Annotated in this window: 21 protein-coding genes; 9 read left to right on the top strand and 12 right to left on the bottom strand. The window is 63.7% G+C overall.

Annotated elements, in window-relative coordinates; all coding sequences use genetic code 11:
• Positions 1–31 precede the first annotated feature (31 nt).
• Together QOS90_RS19940 and QOS90_RS19935 are read right to left on the bottom strand one after the other, a co-directional pair.
• Complete coding sequence (locus tag QOS90_RS19940; RefSeq protein ID WP_027594069.1) at positions 32–904, bottom strand: carbon-nitrogen hydrolase family protein; 873 nt, start codon at positions 902–904, stop codon at positions 32–34.
• Positions 901–1491 (bottom strand): GNAT family N-acetyltransferase, encoded by a 591-nt coding sequence (locus QOS90_RS19935; RefSeq protein ID WP_027594068.1) that lies wholly within the window; start codon positions 1489–1491, stop codon positions 901–903. Before QOS90_RS19935 ends, QOS90_RS19940 begins: the two co-directional genes overlap by 4 nt.
• 115 nt (positions 1492–1606) lie before the next feature.
• Between QOS90_RS19935 and QOS90_RS19930 the strand changes: the two genes are divergently transcribed.
• Positions 1607–2005 carry a nuclear transport factor 2 family protein gene (locus tag QOS90_RS19930; RefSeq protein WP_085273615.1) on the top strand — a complete coding sequence of 133 codons (399 nt, stop codon included), beginning with the start codon at positions 1607–1609 and terminating at the stop codon, positions 2003–2005.
• Positions 2006–2129: 124 nt separating this feature from the next.
• Here QOS90_RS19930 and QOS90_RS19925 read toward each other — a convergent pair whose 3' ends face one another.
• The 6 genes from QOS90_RS19925 to QOS90_RS19900 form a co-directional block, all read right to left on the bottom strand.
• Positions 2130–2711, bottom strand: coding sequence for a DJ-1/PfpI family protein (locus QOS90_RS19925; RefSeq protein WP_177408603.1), 582 nt, complete (start codon positions 2709–2711; stop codon positions 2130–2132).
• Between the two features lie 48 nt (positions 2712–2759).
• Entirely contained in the window at positions 2760–3917 is a 1158-nt protein-coding gene (locus QOS90_RS19920) for a phospholipase D-like domain-containing protein (RefSeq protein WP_085273617.1), read from the bottom strand.
• 1 nt (position 3918) lies between these two features.
• The gene (locus QOS90_RS19915; RefSeq protein WP_085273618.1) at positions 3919–4500 is read right to left on the bottom strand and encodes a YceI family protein; all 582 of its coding nucleotides are present in this window, start codon (positions 4498–4500) and stop codon (positions 3919–3921) included.
• A gap of 43 nt (positions 4501–4543) precedes the next feature.
• On the bottom strand, positions 4544–4852 hold the full coding sequence (locus QOS90_RS19910; RefSeq protein WP_085273619.1) for an amidase: 309 nt from the start codon (positions 4850–4852) through the stop codon (positions 4544–4546).
• Positions 4849–5901, bottom strand: a complete 1053-nt coding sequence (locus tag QOS90_RS19905; RefSeq protein WP_085273620.1) for a serine hydrolase domain-containing protein — start codon at positions 5899–5901, stop codon at positions 4849–4851. The genes QOS90_RS19910 and QOS90_RS19905 overlap by 4 nt, the downstream gene beginning before the upstream one ends.
• A 71-nt stretch (positions 5902–5972) precedes the next feature.
• Positions 5973–6860, bottom strand: coding sequence for an acyl-CoA dehydrogenase middle domain-containing protein (locus tag QOS90_RS19900; RefSeq protein ID WP_085273621.1), 888 nt, complete (start codon positions 6858–6860; stop codon positions 5973–5975).
• Positions 6861–7009: 149 nt separating this feature from the next.
• Between QOS90_RS19900 and olsB the strand changes: the two genes are divergently transcribed.
• A complete protein-coding gene (olsB, locus tag QOS90_RS19895; protein WP_027594060.1) occupies positions 7010–7765 on the top strand; it encodes an L-ornithine N(alpha)-acyltransferase in 756 nt (251 codons plus the stop codon).
• A complete protein-coding gene (locus QOS90_RS19890) occupies positions 7765–8544 on the top strand; it encodes a lysophospholipid acyltransferase family protein (protein WP_085273622.1) in 780 nt (259 codons plus the stop codon). Before olsB ends, QOS90_RS19890 begins: the two co-directional genes overlap by 1 nt.
• A 132-nt stretch (positions 8545–8676) precedes the next feature.
• Here the strand turns inward: QOS90_RS19890 and QOS90_RS19885 are convergent, their stop codons facing one another.
• Positions 8677–9261, bottom strand: coding sequence for an acyl carrier protein phosphodiesterase (locus QOS90_RS19885; RefSeq protein ID WP_027594058.1), 585 nt, complete (start codon positions 9259–9261; stop codon positions 8677–8679).
• 150 nt (positions 9262–9411) lie between these two features.
• Between QOS90_RS19885 and QOS90_RS19880 the strand changes: the two genes are divergently transcribed.
• Entirely contained in the window at positions 9412–9714 is a 303-nt protein-coding gene (locus tag QOS90_RS19880; protein WP_027594057.1) for an ArsR/SmtB family transcription factor, read from the top strand.
• Between the two features lie 12 nt (positions 9715–9726).
• Positions 9727–10776, top strand: a complete 1050-nt coding sequence (locus tag QOS90_RS19875; RefSeq protein WP_085273623.1) for an alkene reductase — start codon at positions 9727–9729, stop codon at positions 10774–10776.
• A 114-nt stretch (positions 10777–10890) separates the two neighbouring features.
• Here the strand turns inward: QOS90_RS19875 and QOS90_RS19870 are convergent, their stop codons facing one another.
• The 3 genes from QOS90_RS19870 to QOS90_RS19860 form a co-directional block, all read right to left on the bottom strand.
• The gene (locus QOS90_RS19870; protein WP_085273624.1) at positions 10891–11715 is read right to left on the bottom strand and encodes an ATPase; all 825 of its coding nucleotides are present in this window, start codon (positions 11713–11715) and stop codon (positions 10891–10893) included.
• An 87-nt stretch (positions 11716–11802) separates the two neighbouring features.
• Positions 11803–12798, bottom strand: a complete 996-nt coding sequence (locus QOS90_RS19865) for an NAD-dependent epimerase/dehydratase family protein (RefSeq protein WP_085273625.1) — start codon at positions 12796–12798, stop codon at positions 11803–11805.
• 49 nt (positions 12799–12847) lie between these two features.
• Positions 12848–13744 (bottom strand): LysR family transcriptional regulator ArgP, encoded by an 897-nt coding sequence (locus QOS90_RS19860; RefSeq protein WP_177408605.1) that lies wholly within the window; start codon positions 13742–13744, stop codon positions 12848–12850.
• A 97-nt stretch (positions 13745–13841) separates the two neighbouring features.
• Between QOS90_RS19860 and QOS90_RS19855 the strand changes: the two genes are divergently transcribed.
• The 4 genes from QOS90_RS19855 (at position 13842) to QOS90_RS19840 (ending at position 19262) form a co-directional block, all read left to right on the top strand.
• On the top strand, positions 13842–14441 hold the full coding sequence (locus QOS90_RS19855; RefSeq protein WP_027594052.1) for a LysE/ArgO family amino acid transporter: 600 nt from the start codon (positions 13842–13844) through the stop codon (positions 14439–14441).
• Positions 14442–14865: 424 nt separating this feature from the next.
• Positions 14866–15462, top strand: a complete 597-nt coding sequence (locus QOS90_RS19850) for a superoxide dismutase (protein ID WP_027594051.1) — start codon at positions 14866–14868, stop codon at positions 15460–15462.
• Between the two features lie 266 nt (positions 15463–15728).
• On the top strand, positions 15729–17780 hold the full coding sequence (locus tag QOS90_RS19845; RefSeq protein ID WP_027594050.1) for a putative bifunctional diguanylate cyclase/phosphodiesterase: 2052 nt from the start codon (positions 15729–15731) through the stop codon (positions 17778–17780).
• A gap of 147 nt (positions 17781–17927) precedes the next feature.
• Positions 17928–19262, top strand: coding sequence for an imelysin family protein (locus QOS90_RS19840; RefSeq protein ID WP_085273627.1), 1335 nt, complete (start codon positions 17928–17930; stop codon positions 19260–19262).
• Positions 19263–19303: the final 41 nt, after the last annotated feature.

Here is a 19303-nt window from a genome sequence, read left to right as displayed (position 1 = left end):
AAAACGCCCGGCATCCGCCGGGCGTTTTCATTTACAGCATCCGCCCGAACTGCTCTGGCCAGTCGCGCCGGGTAAACACCTGCCCCGCCTGCCTCACCCGCCGTACGGCCTCAAGGTCTACCTCACACATCAGCCACTGGCTGCCGACCGGGTTGAGCTGATCACTTAGCGCCACCACGCCATCCGCGGGCATCCCATGGTCCGGCGGTACGAACAACCCCGCACGCCCAATGTTCTCATCCAGCGCTGGTGACCACGGCGCCAGCCCTACCGTCGGGCTCTGCAGCACGGCAATCTGGTTTTCCAGCGCCCTTGCCTGGGCGCCGATACGCACCCGGTTGTAACCGGCTTCGGTGTCGGTGCAACTGGGGGCCAGAATCAGGTCGGCACCCGCTTCGGCCAACTGCCGGGCCAGCATCGGAAACTCGTTGTCGTAGCAGATCAGAATGCCCAGCTTGCCAAGCTTGGTCTCGAATACCTTCAGCCCCTCGCCCGGCGCGATGTCCCATTGCTCGCGCTCGAAGCGGGTCATGATCAGTTTGTCCTGATAACCCAGCACACCGTCGGGGCCAAACAGCCAGGCGCGGTTGCGATAGCGGCCATCGCTGTCCTGCACTGGCAGGCTGCCGGGTTGCAGATAGATACCCCAGCGCCGGGCAATGCGCTCGCACAAGGCCTTCCAGGGTTCGATCAACGGCTGGATACCGGCGATGGAACCCTTCAGGTCACCCCGCTGCTCCTCGCGTAGCAGCCCGCTGAGCACCAGGCCCGCGTACTCCGGCAACAGCAGCAACTGGGCGCCATCTTGCACAGCTTCGGCGCACAAGCGCTGCAGGTGGTCGACGTAAGCATCCCAGGTCTTGTGCAGTTCGATGGCGTACTGGCAGGCTGCCAGACGGATCATATCGGCAGTTCCTTGAGCCAGAACGACATGATCTTTTCGGACGTTTCCTGCTCATCCAGGTCGCGCCAGCCATAGGTGGTGCGCAAAGAGGGGTCGTGCAGAAAGCCTCGATTGCGCCAAAACCCTTGCAAGGGCTTGTAATCGGCCGGCCGCCGGGGGTGCACGCCTGGGCGCTCGACGGCACAGAAGGCGCAATAGTCGAATTCGGCAAGCTTGTGGGCATAGGACTCGCGTTCGATAAAGAAGCGCACGCCCAGGCCTTGGCCCCGGTACTCCGGCAACACAACCGATTCACCGAAGTAGTACACGCTGGCAGGGTCACGCCCTTGGGCCAGGAACGGTTGTTGGAACTCGGCGGCAACGTCCACCAGCGGCAGGCCGGTGGCGGCACCCACCACCCTGCCGGCGTCCAGCGCCAGCACCACCAGGCTGCGCCCGGAGCGGGCGTAAGTAGACAGGTAGTCGGCCTCATACTCCGGCGTGCCGTCGTAAAGGTAGGGAAACTCGCGGAACACGGTCAGGCGCAGGCGAGCGAGGTCATCGATGTAAGGCGCGATAGCGGCGCCGTGCAACAGGCGTATTTCCATGCTTGGCGGTCGTTTTGTCGATGTGGATGACGCGCTCGGCTAAGCCGGGCTTGAGGGGAAACCCTATCATCCGAACCCACGCTCCGCCTTTTCCCTACACGACAGGTATTGTTCCATGACCGCTACCGAACTGGTAAATGCATACTACGCAGCCTTCAATGCCGGTGACATGCCAGGCTTTCTCGCCCTGCTCAGCGAAGACGTGATCCACGACATCAACCAGGGCGAGCGGCAGATGGGCAAAGCCAGGTTTGCCGCGTTCATGGACAAGATGAACCGCTGCTACCGCGAGCGCCTGGCCGATATCGTGGTGATGCAGAATGCCGACGGCAGCCGGGCGGCGGCGGAGTTCACAGTGCATGGCGAATACCTCGCCAATGACGAAGGGCTACCTGCGGCCAATGGGCAGACGTATGTGCTGTCAGCGGGGGCGTTCTTCTATATTCACTGCGGCAAGATTGCCCGGGTGACCAACTACTACAACCTCAATGACTGGGTTGAGCAGGTTGGTTAAGGCTGTTCCAGCTGTGCTTCCTGTACGGGCCCTTTCGCGGGCAAGCCCGCTCCCACAGGTGCTCCACTGAACTGAAGAACAGCAGCTACCCTGTGGGAGCGGGCTTGCCCGCGAATGGGCCGGTTCAGGAAATGCGAGTCCCCAGCACCTTCAAAAATGCCGCCAGCCAGGCCGGGTGCGCAGGCCACGCCGGCGCAGTCACCAGGTTGCCATCCACGTGCGCCTGGTCCACCGCGATATCAATGAACGTGCCGCCCGCCAAGCGCACCTCGGGTGCACACGCCGGGTAGGCACTGCACTCGCGCCCTTCCAACACGCCAGCCGCTGCCAACAACTGAGCCCCATGGCACACTGCGGCAATCGGCTTGCCCGCATCGTTGAACGCCCTGACCAGGTCCAGCACTTTGTCATCCAAGCGCAGGTATTCAGGGGCACGGCCACCGGGGATCAGCAGGGCGTCATAGCTTTCGGCCCGCACGCGCACAAAGTCGTAGTTCAAGGCAAAGTTATGCCCCGGTTTCTCGCTGTAAGTCTGTTCACCCTCGAAGTCATGGATGGCAGTGCGCACGGTCTGGCCCGCGAGCTTCTCGGGGCACACGGCATGTACCGTATGGCCCACCATGCTCAGGGCCTGGAACGGCACCATCGCCTCGTAATCTTCGACGTAATCGCCCACCAGCATGAGAATCTTCTTCGCCGTCATCACATCCACTCCTTCCATTGCCTGTGAACAGTCACTGCACGATAGTCGCTCTTAGTCACGGCGGTCGAGTACGTTGACCACCAGCCGGTCGAGCCACCCCCACACCCGCTGTTTCACCCGTCGCCACAGTGGCCGGGCATGCCAGTGAGCGAGGTCGACTTCTTCGCTCAAGGCGAAATCACGCTCGAAACTGGCCACCACGGCAGCGGTCAGCGGCGGGTCAAGGGCCTCGATGTTGGCCTCAAGGTTGAAGCGCAGGTTCCAGTGGTCAAAGTTGCACGAGCCGACGCTGACCCAGTCGTCCACCACGGCCATTTTCAGGTGCAGGAAACACGGCTGGTATTCGAATATCTTCACCCCGGCGCGCAACAGACGTGGGTAATAGCGATGCCCGGCATAGCGCACCGACGGGTGGTCGGTACGCGGCCCGGTCAGCAACAAGCGCACGTCCAGGCCCTTGCTGGCTGCACGGCGCAACGAGCGGCGCACGCTCCAGGTCGGCAGAAAATACGGCGTGGCCAGCCATACCCGCTGCTTGCCGCTGTTCAGCGCACGCACCAGCGCATGCAGGATGTCCTGATGCTGGCGGGCGTCGGCATAGGCTACCCGGCCCATGCCCTGCCCTTGTGCCGGCACCTTGGGCAGGCGTGGCAGGCCAAAGCCTTCAGCCGGCCGCCAGGCGGTGCGGCGGTTGTTGGCGTGCCATTGGCGGTCGAACAGCAGTTGCCAGTCGGTGACCACAGGGCCTTCTATTTGCACCATCACCTCATGCCATTCACTGGTAGCGGTGCCCGGCGTCCAGAATTCATCGGTGACGCCCGTGCCGCCCACCGCCGCCCAGCGCTCGTCCACCAGCAGCAGCTTGCGGTGATCGCGGTAGAGGTTACGCAGGCCACGCTTCCAGCGCAGGCGGTTGTACCAGCGCAGGTAAACGCCGGCCTCAAGCAGCCGCTGGCGCAAGGCGCTGTTGAAGGCCAGCGAACCATAGTCATCGAACAGGCAGCGTACCCGCACACCGCGCCGGGCGGCTTGTGCCAACGCGTCGACCACCGCATCGGCGCACGCGCCCGCTTCGACCAGATACAGTTCGAGGTCGACCTGGAACTCGGCACGCGTGATCGCCTGGAGCATGCGTGGGAAGAACTCGGGGCCGTCGATCAGCAGTTCGAACTGGTTGCCATCCCGCCAGGGGAAGACCGGCCCCGGCATGTCAGCGGGCGGTAAAGATCAGCACCGCATTAACCGGTACCGATGGGTTGATGGACTTGAGCCCAGCGAACTTGCGCAAGCTCTCCAGCCCCGGCACCAGGCCAAAATCCTCGGCGCGCAGTACCAAGGGCTCCAGGGTCACCACCTGGAAGCGCCGCTCGTCCAGCCGTGTGGCCAGCAGCAAGGCATTGTAGCTGTGGGACTGGCCATGCAGCGTCACCGTCAGTGGCAGGCGCAGTTCGATCTGCGCACCGTTGGCCAAGTCGTTGATCGGCCGCAGGTCCAGCTGTGCCTTCACCGTGGCCTCGGCGAACCGCTCGACTTCGAACAGGCCGTCGCGCATGCGCTCGTCGCGCAGCGGGATGCCACTGTTGACCGAATCCATTTCGATACGCAGGCCAGCCGCACCCTTGCGGTCCACCGTGCCATGCAGCACCAGAAAGCGATGAACTTCGGCCGTATCACCGTTTTTGCCGGTAATGAACGACAGGCGTGATGACTCGCCATCGAGGTGCCAGTTGGCGTGGGCAGGAAGGCATAGGGCCAGCAATAATGCGGGCAGGAGACGGGGCAACTTGAACATGACAGATCTCGTGAAACAAGACCGCAACCTTACCCGCCCGCCATCATGGCAGCAAGCGGCAGCCCTCGCGCGCGCCCTGCCAGGCAGCCTGGTTACGCCGGCCCAGGCCTTCGGCGGTAACGCGCCGTTGCTCGCTGCTTTCTTCAAGCAGGCTCAGCGGCAGCCACTGTTTCACGTAGGCGCGACAGTAGGCCGGGTCGAACCCCATGACGAAGCGGCACGAGCAATACTCCTTGGCCGAATAGGCCGAAAGAATGCTCGGGAAATCCGCCAGCGCCTGGCGCGCCTGCCACGCGCTCCAGCCCAGCGACACGGCAAGCAGCGCCACAAGCACCCGCAGCGCCCGCCTCATGCGCCCTCCCCGGCCAGCGCCGCCAACACACGCTTGAGCAGTTGGTCATGCTGGTAGGTGCCGTCGCGGTCATCGGCATAGCGGACAATCACCAGTTTTTGCCTAGGCAACACGTACAGCGCCTGGCCCCAATGGCCCAGCGCGGCGTAGGTGTCCGCGGGGGCATCCGGCCACGCCCGCGCATCGTTGAGCCACCAGTGCCCACCCGGGTTGGCTTCGCCCGGCACTGGCTCGGCCTGTGCAAAGGGTGTGCGATTGAAGGCCACCCAGGTTGCAGGCAGCAGCTGCCGATCACCCCAGCGCCCCTCGCGCTGCATCAACAGGCCAATGCGCGCCAGGTCCCGGGCAGTGAGGTAGAGGTACGAAGAGCCGACATAGGTACCAGCAGCATCGCGCTCCCATACCGCGCTGTGGATGCCCAGCGGCGTGAACAGCGCCTGCCAGGGGTAGTCGGGGTACTGCCCGGCATCGAGCATGCCGCGTAACGCTGCAGCCAGCAGGTTGCTGTCACCGCTGGAATACAAAAAATGCTGCCCTGGTGTGCGGGCCGCTTGCCGCGCCGCTGTGTAGGCCGCCATGTCCCCACGGCCGCGGGTGTAGAGCATGGCCACCACGGAGGAGTTTAACGGGGCGTACTCGTAGTCTTCCTGCCAGCCCAGGCCGCTGGCCCAGTGCAGCAGGTCGGCCAGGCGCACGTCCGGGTGGGTTTGCATGGGTGGATAGAAGCGGGCGACCGGGTCCTGCAGTTGGAAGCGGCCTTCGCCTTGGGCAACACCCAGCACCGTGGCCAGCACGCTCTTGCTCACTGACCAGGTGAGGTGCGCGGTATGGGCGGTTGTGGGGTGGGTGTAGCGTTCATAGAGAATGCGGCCGTCGCGGATGATCAGCAGGGCGTTGGTGTGGATGCTGCGGTCAGCGGGGAAGGCGTAGGCGTCGACGGCTTGCCAGTCGAGGGGGGCAGGGTCGGTTTGCCAGTCGGGGGCTGGCCAGTGTTCGGCGCGGGCCGAGGACATGACAAGCCACAGCAGGGCCAGCAGGACCTTTTCCATCTTGAGCTCACATAATATGGGGCTGCGTTGCAGCCCCAACATTCAAATGTTCACCCGAGTCTGCCGGCCCTTTATGACAATCCTGCAGCCGCCCAGGCCTTGGCCAGGCGCTTCTCCCGCGCTGCTGCAGCCAGCGCCATCACCCCTTGATCACGCTGCCACAATTGCGCCCACTGCTTGGGCCCAGCCAGCAAAGCCTCATCAATATCAGCGCGCAGCGCCTGAAACTGCGCAAACAACCCCGCCAGCAACAAATGGCAACCCACACTGTCCGCACACTGACGGCTGCCTTCTGCACACCCGGCCAACACGCTCAGCAGGCGCAAGCGCAACGCCTGCGGCCACGCACACTCCTGGCCGACGCCATACAGCCAGGCCGTCATACCGGCAAGTACGTACAAGTCCTCGAGCGAGCGGAACGGTTTGACGTAGGCATCCCAGCCATCTCCGGCCAGCAATTCGCACGCCGCCTGCTCCAGGTGCAACCGGCCATGGCCGACTTCGGGCATCAGCGGCAAGGTCGGCAACGCCTCCAACGTCACCCCCGGTTCGCCCGGGTACACCACCGCCAGGTTCAAGCGTGGTGCCTCGCCTGCCGCTTCACTGCGCGCCGCCACCAGCAACCATTCCGCCTCAAGCCCGGCGGTGACGAAATCCTTGCTGCCGCTCAGGCGCAACCCGTCGATACGGGTGCGCATGTCCGCCGGCCGCACGCTGCGCCGCTCGGTGGCGCACAGGGCGCCGAGGCTGGCCGGCGCGCTGGGCCAGAGCACGCGTAAGGCAGCCTGGTAACCGACGAGAAAGGCCAGGCCCGGCGTGGCCATCGCGCGCCCGCCGAGCACCGCCAGTTCGAACGGGGCGACCTGGCCAAGGCGCTCAAGCAGCGCGGCGTAGGTTTCGCCCAGAGTGCCGGCCACAGGTTGGCGCAGCGGGTCGTTGAGTCGTTGTAGCCAGGCCATCGGACGCAGCTCCTTGCGGGGGTTGAGGGCGGGTGTCACGCAAGCATCACCAAAGATTCACAGGGGTGACACCCCGTCTACCTAGGCTGACTTTGCACAACAAAGCCGACCGGCCGCAACCCTTCATGGCTGGCTTATGGAGACTCGTAATGACTCGGATCGCTCACACCGGCGACAACAGCACTGAACGCCGTCTGCAAGCCGAACGCCTGGTCGGCGCCACGGCCCTGCAGGAAGCCCAGGCCTTGCGCTACAAAGTGTTCAGCGCAGAATTCAAGGCCAAGCTCAAAGGTGCCGAACACGGTCTGGACATGGATGACTATGACCCGCACTGCCGCCACATCGGCGTGCGCGACCTGAGCACCGGCGAACTGGTCGCCACCACCCGGCTGCTCGACCACCAGGCTGCCAGCAGCCTTGGCCGTTTCTACAGCGAAGAAGAGTTCAGCCTGCACGGCCTGTTGCAGTTGCAAGGGCCGATTCTTGAACTGGGCCGCACTTGCGTGGCCGCCGAATACCGCAACGGCGGCACCATCGCCGTGCTCTGGGGCGAGCTGGCCGAAGTGCTCAACGAAGGGCGCTACAGCTACCTGATGGGGTGCGCCAGCATCCCCATGCAGGACGGTGGCGTGCAGGCCCATGCGGTCATGCAGCGCCTGCGCGAACGCTACCTGTGCAACGAGCACCTGCGCGCCGAGCCTAAAAACCCGCTGCCGAAGCTGGCCCTGCCAAACAATGTCATCGCCGAAATGCCACCGCTGCTCAAGGCCTACATGCGCCTGGGTGCGAAGATTTGCGGCGAACCCTGCTGGGATGAGGACTTCCAGGTCGCCGACGTGTTCATCCTGCTCAAGCGCGACGACCTCTGCCCACGCTACGCCCGCCACTTCAAGGCGGCGGTCTGATGCTGAAGCTGCGGGTACTCGCCCGCCTGACAAGGCTGATGCTGGTGCTGCTGCTCGGTCTGCTGATGGCCAGCGTGATCGCCCTTGGCGAACGCGTAGGCCTGACGGCTTCGATCGAGCGCCGGCAACGCTGGAGCTGCTGGTTCATGAAACGCCTGGTCGCAGCCTTGCCCTTTGAGGTCAGGGTGTTAGGCGAACTGCCCAAACAGCCGATGCTGTGGGTCAGCAACCACGTCTCCTGGGCCGACATCCCGCTGCTCGGCATGCTGCTTCCGCTGTCGTTCCTGTCCAAAGCCGAGGTGCGCCACTGGCCTGTGGCCGGCTGGCTGGCAGAGAAGGCCGGCACGCTGTTCATCCGGCGCGGCGGTGGCGACAGCCAACGGCTGCGGGAGCAGATCAGCGCGCAACTGAGCGACGCCCGGCCGCTGTTGATCTTCCCCGAAGGCACCACCACCGATGGGCGCCACGTGCGCACGTTCCACGGTCGTTTGCTGGCAGGTGCCATCGACCAGGCGGTGCCGGTGCAGCCGGTGGCTATCCAGTATTTGCGTGATGGCCAGATAGACCCGATTGCGCCGTTCATTGGCGATGATGACCTGGTGTCGCACCTGATGCGCCTGTTTGCCCAGCCACGGGGCGAGGTGTGCATTAACCTGCTGCCACCTGTCGGCAGCGTGGGCAAGGAACGGGCGGTGCTGGCGTTGCAGGCGCAGCAGGCGATTCACATGGCGCTGTTCGGGGTTGAAGAAGTGCCACGGCGGCAGGCGCGGGCTGCCTAGATTTTATGTGCTGTCAGTACTGGCCTTATCGCCGGCAAGCCAGCTCCCACAGGCACTCCACAGGCCTTGAAGCTGTTGCTCAACCTGTGGGAGCTGGCTTGCCGGCGATAGGGCCGGAACAGGCGAATAGAATCAGCTGCCAGACACCCGCTCGGCCAGCGCAAACGCCTGCAACTGCGGATAAAACTCGCGAAAGTCCGCCATCAGCGGCTCATACAACCGCTCCAGTTCAGGCATCACGCCAGCCATCCCCTCCGGCCGCGACAACCGCCGCGCAATGCCGTTGAACACCTGCTCCAGGGTCGCAAAATCGCCATACGCCCCCAGCCAGTCATCGGCTGCCATGAACGGTGCAATGCGCGCCAGGCGCCCGGGCAACTCAGGCTCCGCCAGCAGCACCCGATAGAAATCACCGGTGAACTGCGCCAACGGCTGCTGGGCATAGTCGGCCCAATGCCGCGCCAGGCAATGATCGAAAAACACATCCAGGACAATGCCGGCAAACCGCCGCCGCTGCACAGGGAACCGCGCCAGCGCGGCCAGCACCAGCGGATGACGGTCGGTGTAGCTGTCAATATGCCGGTGCAGCCGGATAGCGGCTTCCAGCGCCGGAGGAAAGCGCCCTTCCAGCGAGCCCTTGACAAAATCGCCATACAGGCTGCCGAGCAATTGCTGCGGCGCGGGGCCGCCGAGGTGCAAGTGTGCGAGGTAGTTCATGGCGTCAGTCTAGCACCGCCAACGCCTATATCGTCATAACGCGATATAGCGATTGGTGCTCAGCTCAGAACCTCTTCATATTTGTATATCGCGAAATACCGATTTACATTCACCTATCGCAATCGACCGCTTCACCATGAGCCACACCCCATGCCCCTCGATCTAGACGACATAATAAAAGCCCTGGCCCACCCGGTCCGGCGAGAAATCCTCGACTGGCTGAAGGACCCGGCAACGCAGTTTCCTGACCAGCACCACAGCACCGAACACGGTGTCTGTGCCGGGCAGATCGACCAACGCTGCGGCCTGTCGCAGTCGACCGTCTCTGCTCACCTGGCCATCTTGCAGCGCGCCGGCCTGATCAGCAGCCAGAAGATCGGCCAATGGCACTTCTTCAAACGCAATGAGGAGACCATTCAGGCCTTCCTCGCACAGTTGAGCCAAGCGCTCTGAAAAGGAAACCGCATGACTACGCTCTTCGACCCGATCACGCTGGGCGACCTGCAACTGCCCAACCGCATCATCATGGCCCCGCTGACCCGCTGCCGCGCCGATGAAGGCCGGGTGCCCAACGCACTGATGGCCGAGTACTACGTGCAACGGGCCAGCGCCGGGCTGATCCTCAGTGAGGCGACGTCGGTCTCGGCGATGGGGGTCGGCTACCCAGACACCCCAGGCATCTGGAACGACGAACAGGTGCGTGGCTGGAACAATGTCACCAAGGCCGTGCATGGCGCCGGCGGGCGCATCTTCCTGCAACTGTGGCATGTGGGCCGCATTTCTCACCCCAGCTACCTGAACGGCGAACTGCCGGTGGCCCCCAGCGCGATCCAGCCCAAGGGCCATGTCAGCCTGGTGCGCCCGCTCAGCGACTACCCGACCCCGCGTGCGCTGGAAACCGAAGAGATCGGCGACATCGTCGAGGCCTACCGCAGCGGCGCCGAAAACGCCAAGGCCGCAGGTTTCGATGGTGTGGAGATCCACGGTGCCAATGGCTACCTGCTTGATCAGTTCCTGCAAAGCAGCACCAACCAGCGCACCGACCGCTACGGTGGCTCGCTGGAAAACCGCGCACGCTTGCTGCTGGAAGTCACTGACGCCGCCATTGAAGTGTGGGGGACCAACCGCGTAGGTGTGCACCTGGCGCCGCGTGCCGATTCACACGACATGGGCGACGCTGACCGTGCCGAAACCTTTACCTACGTGGCACGCGAATTGGGCAAGCGCGGCATCGCCTTCATCTGCTCGCGGGAGAAGGAAGCGGACGACAGCATCGGCACGCTGATCAAAGAGGCCTTTGGTGGCCCGTACATCGTCAACGAGCGCTTCACCAAGGCCACTGCCAATGCCGCGCTGGCCACTGGCAAGGCGGATGCCGTGGCGTTCGGTGTGCCGTTCATTGCCAACCCGGACCTGCCAGCGCGCCTGGCAGCGGATGCGCCCTTGAACCAGGCACACCCGGAAACCTTCTATAGCAAGGGGCCGGTGGGGTATATCGACTACCCACGGATGTGATCGGGTAGGCGCGGCCTTGTGCTTAAAGAGGCCGGTGCAGGCTTGCACGTAACGGTTATGCCTGCACTGGCCTCTTCGCAGCACAAGGCTGCTCCTACAGGGCACGCGGGGTCTTCAGGGGCGCGCTTTGATCTGCTGCTGCAGGTTCTGGATCTGGCTCTGCAGCGTGTTGATGCTGCGGGTGGTCTGCCCGCGGAAGGCATCGAACTCCTGCACCGAGGCACCGCCCGACGCCGCCGCCGGGCGATTGTCGACCTGGCTCTTCAACACCAGCATGTCTTGCTCCAGGCTCTGGATCGCCGCACTCGGGTTACCCTGCTTTTTCAGCGCCGCCACCTCGTCGCTCAGGTTCTTGAGCTGCCCGTCGAGCTTACCGCCATCGACCTGGCCTGACTTCAGCGCCGCCAGCTCGCCATTCACGGCTTTCAATTGCGCCTGCAACTGGGTCTGCAGTTCGGTCACGGCTTTCTGCTGTTCGCGGGTATCGGCCAGCACCTGCTCCAGGCGCTTGCCCAGGTCACCGGCCTGCCCCGCTACACCCTGCTGCTGCTTGCCCTGCTCGGCCAGGCTGGCCTGCAGTTGGCGGATCTGCAGCTTCAGCGCCTCACTGCCGGTGCTGGTCGTCGACTCGCTGGCATCGACTTTGCCGCTGATGGCCTGCAGGCGCCCCGCCGCTTCTTCGCTGATGCGCGCAAAGCTTTCCTGGGTGGCCACCAGTTGCTGCTCCATCAGCGAGATCTGCTGAAAGCTCCACCAGCCAAGCCCGGCCAAGGCAATGAACGAGGCCACCAGCAGCGCCCACAGCGGGCCTGTGCTGGCCGGCCTTGCGGCCTTCTGGCGGCTGCGCGAAACGTGCGCTGGCAACAGCTCGTCATCATCAGGGGTACCGGCACGCAGGGCTGGCACATCATCGAAATCGTCGTGGGCATCGTTGCGCATGGATTAATTCAACCGCGGTAGTAGCAAAGAGACATGAGTATAAGCCGCTCGTGCGGCGCACTGATGACCATCATCCCTGCGCCAGGTTCACTGGCCAAGTGGCTGATGCTTCCACCAACCGCAGAATTCATCCAGGGCCGTCCACAGGCTGACCTTGGGCTGGTAGTCCAGGTACTGCCGTGCGCGGCTGATGTCCAGGGTGAAATCGCGGCTCATCACCTGCATGCCCATGCGCGACAAGGTGGGCTGCGGCCGCCCCGGCCAGAGCATGCACGCCGCTTCGTTGAGCGCCGCCAGGCTGTAGGCCAGGCCGTAGGAGCGGTACCGGGTCACTTGCGGCAATTGCATCTGGCGCATCACGTAGTTGACCACATCCCACAGTGGCAACGGGTGGCCATTGCTGATGTTGTAGGCTTGGCCAAGGGCGCGGTCGTCGGCGAACAGGGCACTGAGCAACGCCTCGTTGAGGTTGTGCACGCTGGTGAAGTCGACCTTGTTCAGGCCGTTGCCGATGATCGCCACGCGGCCCTTGCGTTGCATCTGCATCAGCCGCGGGAAAATACTGGCATCCCCAGCCCCAGTGACGAAGCGCGGGCGCAGCGCCAGCACTTCCAGGCCGAACTCCTGGGCACCAAACACCTTCTGCTCGGCCAGGTGCTTGGTCAGCGCATAGTGATCGTGGAAGCGGCGCGGCACCTGGTCCTCACGGATGTCCAGGCGCGAACGGCCATTGAAGTAGATCGACGGCGACGACAAATGCACCAGGCGTCGCACATGCTCCTTCAGGCAACCCTCGACCACGTTTTCGGTGACCACCACGTTGCCCTGGTGAAAATCCTGGTAGCGCCCCCAGTTGCCCACCGCGCCTGCGCAGTGCACCACCGCTTCGACGCCCTGGCACAGGCGCCGGGCCAGCTCGGCATCACCCAGGTCGCCGGGGATGAACTGCGCGCCGCGCTTGACCAGGTGCTCGACACCTTCGGCACGTCGGCCGCTGACCCGCACGTCCAGGCCCTGCTCCAGGGCAACGCGCGCAAAGCGCCCGCCGATGAAGCCGCTCGCGCCGGTGACCAGAATTCGCATGTAAGACTCCGCCTTGCCAGATTTCAGATGCAACTGACGCCGGCCGTGGCTACAAGGGCACCAGCCATTGCCGTGCCGTGTACCGCAGGTGATCGGTCAGTTGCGCGAGCAGTTGCCCGCCATTGCGCCAATGATGCCAGTACAGCGGCACATCGATGGGAGTATCGGCGCATATTTCCACCAATTGCCCGCTGGACAGCTGCTCGCGCGCCTGCAATTCAGGCACCAGCCCCCAGCCCAACCCCGCCTCGGTCATGCGCAGGAACCCTTCGGACGAGGGGCACAAGTGGTGCAGGAAGCCGTCCTCGATGCCCAGCGATGCCAGGTAGCGGTGTTGCAGGAAGTCGTCCGGGCCGTACACGATCGCGGGCGTGCGAGCCAAGCGCTTGACCTCGAACCCACGGGGGAAATGCCGCGCCATGAACACCGGGCTGGCCAGTGCACGGTAGCGCATCGCGCCCAGCGGCAGGCTGCGCGCGCCGGCCACTGGCCGTTCGCTACCACACAGGCAGGCCGCCACTTCACCGGCACGCATGCGTTTAAGGCCAACTTCCTGGTCCTCCACCACCAGGTCGGTGAGCACGTTCTGTTCGGCACAGAACCGGCCGACCGCGCCCGCCCACCAGGTGGCCAGGCTGTCGGCGTTAAGGGCAATCCGCAAACGCTCCGGCATGCCCTCCTCGTCCAGCGCAGGCACCTGGCGTTGCAGGTCGCGCTCTAGCAGACGCACCTGCTGCACATGGTTGAGCAACTGGCGCCCGACCTCGGTCGGGCTCGGTGGCGTGGCCCGCACCAGCACCGGCTGGCCAACCCGTGCTTCGAGCAGCTTGATGCGCTGGGAAATGGCCGATTGCGACAGCCCCAGTACCTGCGCTGCACGCTCGAAGCCGCCTTGCTCGATCACCGCCGCAAGGGCGGCCAGCAGCTTGTAGTCGAACATCGATATTCCTAATGCCTGATCAGCTTTATTTGTTTTTCTTATACAGCGCCAATCACCACAATAGCCAGCATCGTTTATGGCTCATTTTCTGGAGTACACCGCCATGTGGCAAAGCTATCTGAACGGCATGCTGGTGGCCTTCGGCCTGATCATGGCCATCGGCGCACAGAACGCCTTCGTCCTCGCGCAAAGCCTGCGCCGCGAGCACCACCTGCCGGTGGCGGCCCTGTGCATCGTCTGCGACGCCCTGCTGGTCGCTGCCGGGGTGTTCGGCCTGGCCACGGTACTGGCGCACAACCCGACCCTGCTGGCCATCGCCCGTTGGGGCGGCGCGGTGTTCCTGCTCTGGTACGGCGCCAAGGCGCTGCGCAGCGCCTGCTCCAAGCAGAGCCTGCAGCACCAGCAAGGCCAGGGCATGCGCTCGCGCCGGGCGGTATTGCTCAGTGCACTGGCGGTGACCCTGCTCAACCCCCATGTGTACCTCGACACCGTGCTGCTGATCGGCTCGCTCGGTGCCCAGCAGACAGTGCCCGGGGCCTATGTGGCGGGGGCGGCCAGTGCTTCGCTGCTGTGGTTCTCGACCTTGGCGATCGGTGCGGCCTGGCTGGCACCGTGGCTGGCGCGGCCAGCGACCTGGCGGATGCTCGACCTGATGGTGGCGGTGATGATGTTCGCGGTGGCGGCGCAGCTGATTTTTAGCTGAATGGGGACGTGTTTGGCACAGCAGTTTCAGCGCCTGGGAGATCGAGCGCCGCCCGCGCGGCGCTTCGCAGCACAAGGCTGCTCCTACATTTTTTCGGGCCAATTATTCCTGGGGCTAACGCGCACAAATGCCACAGGCCTCACTGGACCGAAACAAATGTGGGAGCAGCCTTGTGCTGCGATGCGCCGCGCGGGCGGCGCTCGACCTCACAGGCGATACCAACGCCGCGGCAAACACCACTGGTCGGCACCGGCCAACCGCTCTGGAACCTCTATTCCCTATCTTTGTTGCGTGGTTATGCGCCGGGCCCGGTGCTATGATCCAGCCCTCGCGTCGCAAAGAGTACAAACTCGCCGACGTTGATCGGGCCGCCCGTGATCGGCCTTGCGCAAACCGCAAATAGACCTGAATCAGGAGATCCACCATGGCTTTTGAATTGCCGCCGCTGCCGTACGCCCACGATGCCCTGCAGCCGCACATCTCCAAGGAAACCCTGGAGTATCACCACGACAAGCACCACAACACCTATGTCGTGAACCTGAACAACCTGGTCCCAGGCACCGAATTCGAAGGCAAGACCCTGGAAGAGATCGTCAAGACCTCTTCGGGCGGTATCTTCAACAACGCCGCTCAAGTCTGGAACCACACCTTCTACTGGAACTGCCTGGCGCCTAACGCCGGTGGTCAACCGACCGGTGCCCTGGCCGAAGCCATCAACGCCGCTTTCGGTTCCTTCGACAAGTTCAAGGAAGAGTTCACCAAGACTTCCGTCGGCACCTTCGGCTCCGGCTGGGGCTGGCTGGTGAAGAAAGCTGACGGTTCCCTGGCCCTGGCCAGCACCATCGGCGCCGGCAACCCGCTGACCAATGGCGACACCCCGCTGCTGACCTGCGACGTCTGGGAACACGCCTACTACATCGACTACCGCAACGTGCGTCCGAAGTATGTCGAGGCGTTCTGGAACTTGGTCAACTGGGCTTTCGTTGCCGAACAGTTCGAAGGCAAGACCTTCAAGGCCTGATGCATATCCAGCCTTGAACGAAGAACCCGGCTTTGGTGCCGGGTTTTTTTATGGGCCTGTAACAGCCTCTTGCTCAGCACGGATTGCACGCTAACATCAAACCTCTGGAAACTTGATACAGCGCACTCAAGTTGCAGGGCCAGGCGACCGATATACTGCCCAGGACAACCCCGCTTCTCGCGCTGTGTCCGTGGCACACCGGCCGATAGTGTATTGGTTTCATTGATGGCAAAATGATGCCATGCGCATGGATTAAGGAAACCCCATTGAAGCTGGAATTGCGGAACAGCTTGTCGGTCAAGTTGCTCAGGGTCGTGCTGCTGTCGGCGCTCGCAGTGGGCGTCGTGCTCAGTTGTGCGCAAATCGTCTACGACACCTACAAGACCCGCCAGGCTGTCGACAACGATGCCCAGCGCATCCTCGACATGTTCCGTGACCCCTCTACCCAGGCGGTGTACAGCCTTGACCGGGAGATGGGCATGCAGGTGATGGAAGGCCTGTTCCAGGACGAGTCGGTGCGCATGGCGTCCATCGGCCACCCCAATGAAACCATGCTGGCCGAAAAGTCCCGCCCGCTGCAGGACATGTCCATGCGCTGGCTGACCGACCTGATCCTCGGCCAGGAACGCACCTACACCACCCAACTGGTCGGCCGCGGCCCCTACAGCGAATACTACGGCGACCTGAGCATCACCCTCGACACCTCGTCGTACGGCGAAGATTTTTTGATCAACGCCGTGATCATCTTCATCTCCGGCGTGCTGCGCGCCCTGGCCATGGGCCTGGTGTTGTACCTGGTCTACCACTGGCTGCTGACCAAGCCACTGTCAAAAATCATCGAGCACCTTACCCAGATCAACCCCGATCGCCCCAGCCAGCACCAGATCCCGCTGCTCAAGGGCCACGAGAAAAACGAACTGGGCCTGTGGGTGAACACGGCCAACCAGCTGCTCGCCTCCATCGAGCGCAATACCCACCTGCGCCACGAGGCCGAGAACAGCCTGCAACGCATGGCCCAGTACGACTTCCTCACCGGCCTGCCCAACCGCCAGCAGCTGCAGCAACAGCTGGACAAGATCCTTGTCGATGGCGGCCGCCTGCAGCATCGCGTCGCAGTGCTGTGCGTAGGCCTGGACGATTTCAAAGGCATCAACGAGCAGTTCAGCTACCAGGTCGGTGACCAGTTGCTGCTGGCCCTGGCCGACCGCCTGCGCGCCCACAGTGGCCGCCTGGGGGCGCTGGCGCGGTTGGGTGGCGACCAGTTCGCCCTGGTTCAGGCCAACATCGAGCAGCCGTATGAGGCTGCCGAGCTGGCCCAGAGCATCCTCGATGACCTGGAGGTGCCCTTCGACCTCGACCATCAGCAGATCCGCCTGCGTGCCACCATCGGCATCACCCTGTTCCCAGAAGACGGTGACAGCACCGAGAAGCTGCTGCAAAAAGCCGAACAGACCATGACCCTGGCCAAGGCCCGCTCACGCAACCGTTACCAGTTCTACATCGCCAGCGTCGACAGTGAGATGCGCCGCCGCCGCGAGCTGGAAAAAGACCTGCGCGAGGCCCTGCCGCGCAATCAGCTGTACCTGGTGTATCAGCCACAAATCAGCTACCGCGACCACCGCGTGGTTGGTGTCGAGGCCCTGCTGCGCTGGCAACACCCGGAGCTGGGCATGGTTCCGCCCGACCAGTTCATCCCGCTGGCCGAGCAGAACGGCAACATCATCACCATCGGCGAATGGGTACTCGACCAGGCCTGCCGGCAGCTGCGCGAATGGCACGACCTGGGCTTCAGCGACCTGCGCATGGCGGTCAACCTGTCGACCGTGCAGTTGCACCACAGCGAACTGCCGCGCGTGGTCAACAACCTGCTGCAGGCCTACCGCCTGCCGCCTCGCAGCCTGGAGCTGGAAGTGACCGAGACCGGCCTGATGGAAGACATCAGCACCGCCGCCCAGCACCTGCTCAGCCTGCGCCGCTCCGGGGCACTGATCGCCATTGACGACTTCGGTACCGGCTACTCGTCGCTCAGCTACCTGAAGTCGTTGCCGCTGGACAAGATCAAGATCGACAAGAGCTTCGTCCAGGACCTGCTCGACGACGATGACGACGCCACCATCGTGCGCGCCATCATCCAGCTGGGCAAAAGCCTGGGCATGCAGGTTATCGCTGAAGGCGTGGAAACCGCCGAGCAGGAGACCTACATCATCGCCCAGGGTTGCCACGAGGGTCAGGGCTACCACTACAGCAAGCCACTGTCGGCCCGCGAGCTGACCAGTTACCTCAAGCAGGCACAGCGTAATCAGGTGTCCATGCTGTAGCCCTGACGGCCCCGGTTACAGGCCGTGACGGGCATTTACATGAATTGCGCGCTCGCCTCTTTACAGCAAATGCAAATCTTTCGCATGATGTTGCGGTTTCGCGTGCCACGGCGCACGGTCCAACCACACGACGCAGGGAAACCAACAATGATTCGAATGCCTCTGGCCTCCGCCAGTCTGCTGGCCATCGCCATCGCGCTCGCCGGATGTGGCGAAAAGGATGACAAGGCCGCTGCTCCGCAAGCGCAAGCGCCTGCTGCCGCCAGCACCACCGCCGCCGCGCCTGGGGCTGTCGACGAAGCGGCCGGCAAGGCCGTGGTCAAGCATTACGCCGATATGGTCTACGCCGTGTACAGCGACTCGCTGAGCACCGCCAAGGCCCTGCAGACGGCAGTCGACGCGTTCCTGGCCAAGCCCAACGACGAAACCCTGAAAGCCGCCAAGGACGCCTGGGCCGCCTCGCGCGTACCTTACCTGCAGAGCGAAGCCTTCCGCTTTGGCAACACCATCATCGACGACTGGGAAGGCCAAGTTAACGCCTGGCCCCTGGACGAAGGCCTGATCGACTACGTCGACAAGAGCTACGAGCACGCCCTGGGCAACCCGGCGGCGAGCGCCAACATCATCGCCAACACCGAGATCCAGGTCGGCGAAGAGAAGGTCGACGTCAAGGACATCACCCCAGAGAAGCTGGCCAGCCTGAACGAGCTGGGCGGTTCCGAAGCCAACGTCGCCACCGGCTACCACGCCATCGAATTCCTGCTCTGGGGCCAGGACCTGAACGGCACCGGCCCAGGCGCTGGCAACCGCCCTGCCTCCGACTACCTGGAAGGCAACGGTGCCACTGGCGGCCACAACGACCGCCGTCGTGCCTACCTGAAGGCGGCCACCGACCTGCTGGTCAAGGACCTCGAAGAGATGGTCGGCAACTGGGCACCGAACGTTGCCGACAACTACCGCGCCACCCTGGAAGCCGAGCCGGTCAACGACGGCCTGCGCAAGATGCTGTTCGGCATGGGCAGCCTGTCGCTGGGCGAACTGGCAGGCGAGCGCATGAAGGTTTCGCTGGAAGCCAACTCGCCTGAAGACGAGCAGGACTGCTTCAGCGACAACACCCACTACTCGCACTTCTACGACGCCAAGGGTATCCGCAACGTCTACCTGGGCGAGTACACCCGCCCGGATGGCACCAAGCTGACCGGCCCGAGCCTGTCGTCGCTGGTGGCCAAGGTCGACCCGGCTACCGACGCCACCCTGAAGGCCGACCTGGAAGCCACCGAAGCGAAGATCCAGGTGATCGTCGACCACGCCCTGAAAGGCGAGCACTACGACCAACTGATCGCTGCAGACAACGCCGCTGGCAACCAAGTCGTGCGTGACGCCATCGCCTCGCTGGTCAAGCAGACCGGCGCGATCGAACAGGCTGCAGGCAAGCTGGGCATTGCCAACCTGAACCCGGATACTGCGGATCACGAGTTCTGATTCGGCTGTAGTGGTTCTGGGAAAGGCGACCTTAGGGTCGC

It is taken from the genome of Pseudomonas sp. LAIL14HWK12:I10 (assembly GCF_900184205.1).
GTDB classification, from domain to species: Bacteria; Pseudomonadota; Gammaproteobacteria; order Pseudomonadales; family Pseudomonadaceae; genus Aquipseudomonas; species Aquipseudomonas kermanshahensis.
This window is presented reverse-complemented; position numbering and strand designations above follow the sequence as displayed.

Excerpts from the sequence above, each read along its gene's own strand:
- QOS90_RS19940 (WP_027594069.1), bottom strand. The coding sequence starts at position 904 with ATGATCCGTCTGGCAGCCTGCCAGTACGCCATCGAACTGCACAAGACC.
- QOS90_RS19935 (WP_027594068.1), bottom strand. The coding sequence starts at position 1,491 with ATGGAAATACGCCTGTTGCACGGCGCCGCTATCGCGCCTTACATCGAT.
- QOS90_RS19930 (WP_085273615.1), top strand. The coding sequence starts at position 1,607 with ATGACCGCTACCGAACTGGTAAATGCATACTACGCAGCCTTCAATGCC.
- QOS90_RS19920 (WP_085273617.1), bottom strand. The coding sequence starts at position 3,917 with ATGCCGGGGCCGGTCTTCCCCTGGCGGGATGGCAACCAGTTCGAACTG.
- QOS90_RS19915 (WP_085273618.1), bottom strand. The coding sequence starts at position 4,500 with ATGTTCAAGTTGCCCCGTCTCCTGCCCGCATTATTGCTGGCCCTATGC.
- QOS90_RS19910 (WP_085273619.1), bottom strand. The coding sequence starts at position 4,852 with ATGAGGCGGGCGCTGCGGGTGCTTGTGGCGCTGCTTGCCGTGTCGCTG.
- QOS90_RS19905 (WP_085273620.1), bottom strand. The coding sequence starts at position 5,901 with ATGGAAAAGGTCCTGCTGGCCCTGCTGTGGCTTGTCATGTCCTCGGCC.
- QOS90_RS19900 (WP_085273621.1), bottom strand. The coding sequence starts at position 6,860 with ATGGCCTGGCTACAACGACTCAACGACCCGCTGCGCCAACCTGTGGCC.
- olsB (WP_027594060.1), top strand. The coding sequence starts at position 7,010 with ATGACTCGGATCGCTCACACCGGCGACAACAGCACTGAACGCCGTCTG.
- QOS90_RS19890 (WP_085273622.1), top strand. The coding sequence starts at position 7,765 with ATGCTGAAGCTGCGGGTACTCGCCCGCCTGACAAGGCTGATGCTGGTG.
- QOS90_RS19885 (WP_027594058.1), bottom strand. The coding sequence starts at position 9,261 with ATGAACTACCTCGCACACTTGCACCTCGGCGGCCCCGCGCCGCAGCAA.
- QOS90_RS19880 (WP_027594057.1), top strand. The coding sequence starts at position 9,412 with ATGCCCCTCGATCTAGACGACATAATAAAAGCCCTGGCCCACCCGGTC.
- QOS90_RS19875 (WP_085273623.1), top strand. The coding sequence starts at position 9,727 with ATGACTACGCTCTTCGACCCGATCACGCTGGGCGACCTGCAACTGCCC.
- QOS90_RS19870 (WP_085273624.1), bottom strand. The coding sequence starts at position 11,715 with ATGCGCAACGATGCCCACGACGATTTCGATGATGTGCCAGCCCTGCGT.
- QOS90_RS19865 (WP_085273625.1), bottom strand. The coding sequence starts at position 12,798 with ATGCGAATTCTGGTCACCGGCGCGAGCGGCTTCATCGGCGGGCGCTTT.
- QOS90_RS19855 (WP_027594052.1), top strand. The coding sequence starts at position 13,842 with ATGTGGCAAAGCTATCTGAACGGCATGCTGGTGGCCTTCGGCCTGATC.
- QOS90_RS19850 (WP_027594051.1), top strand. The coding sequence starts at position 14,866 with ATGGCTTTTGAATTGCCGCCGCTGCCGTACGCCCACGATGCCCTGCAG.
- QOS90_RS19840 (WP_085273627.1), top strand. The coding sequence starts at position 17,928 with ATGATTCGAATGCCTCTGGCCTCCGCCAGTCTGCTGGCCATCGCCATC.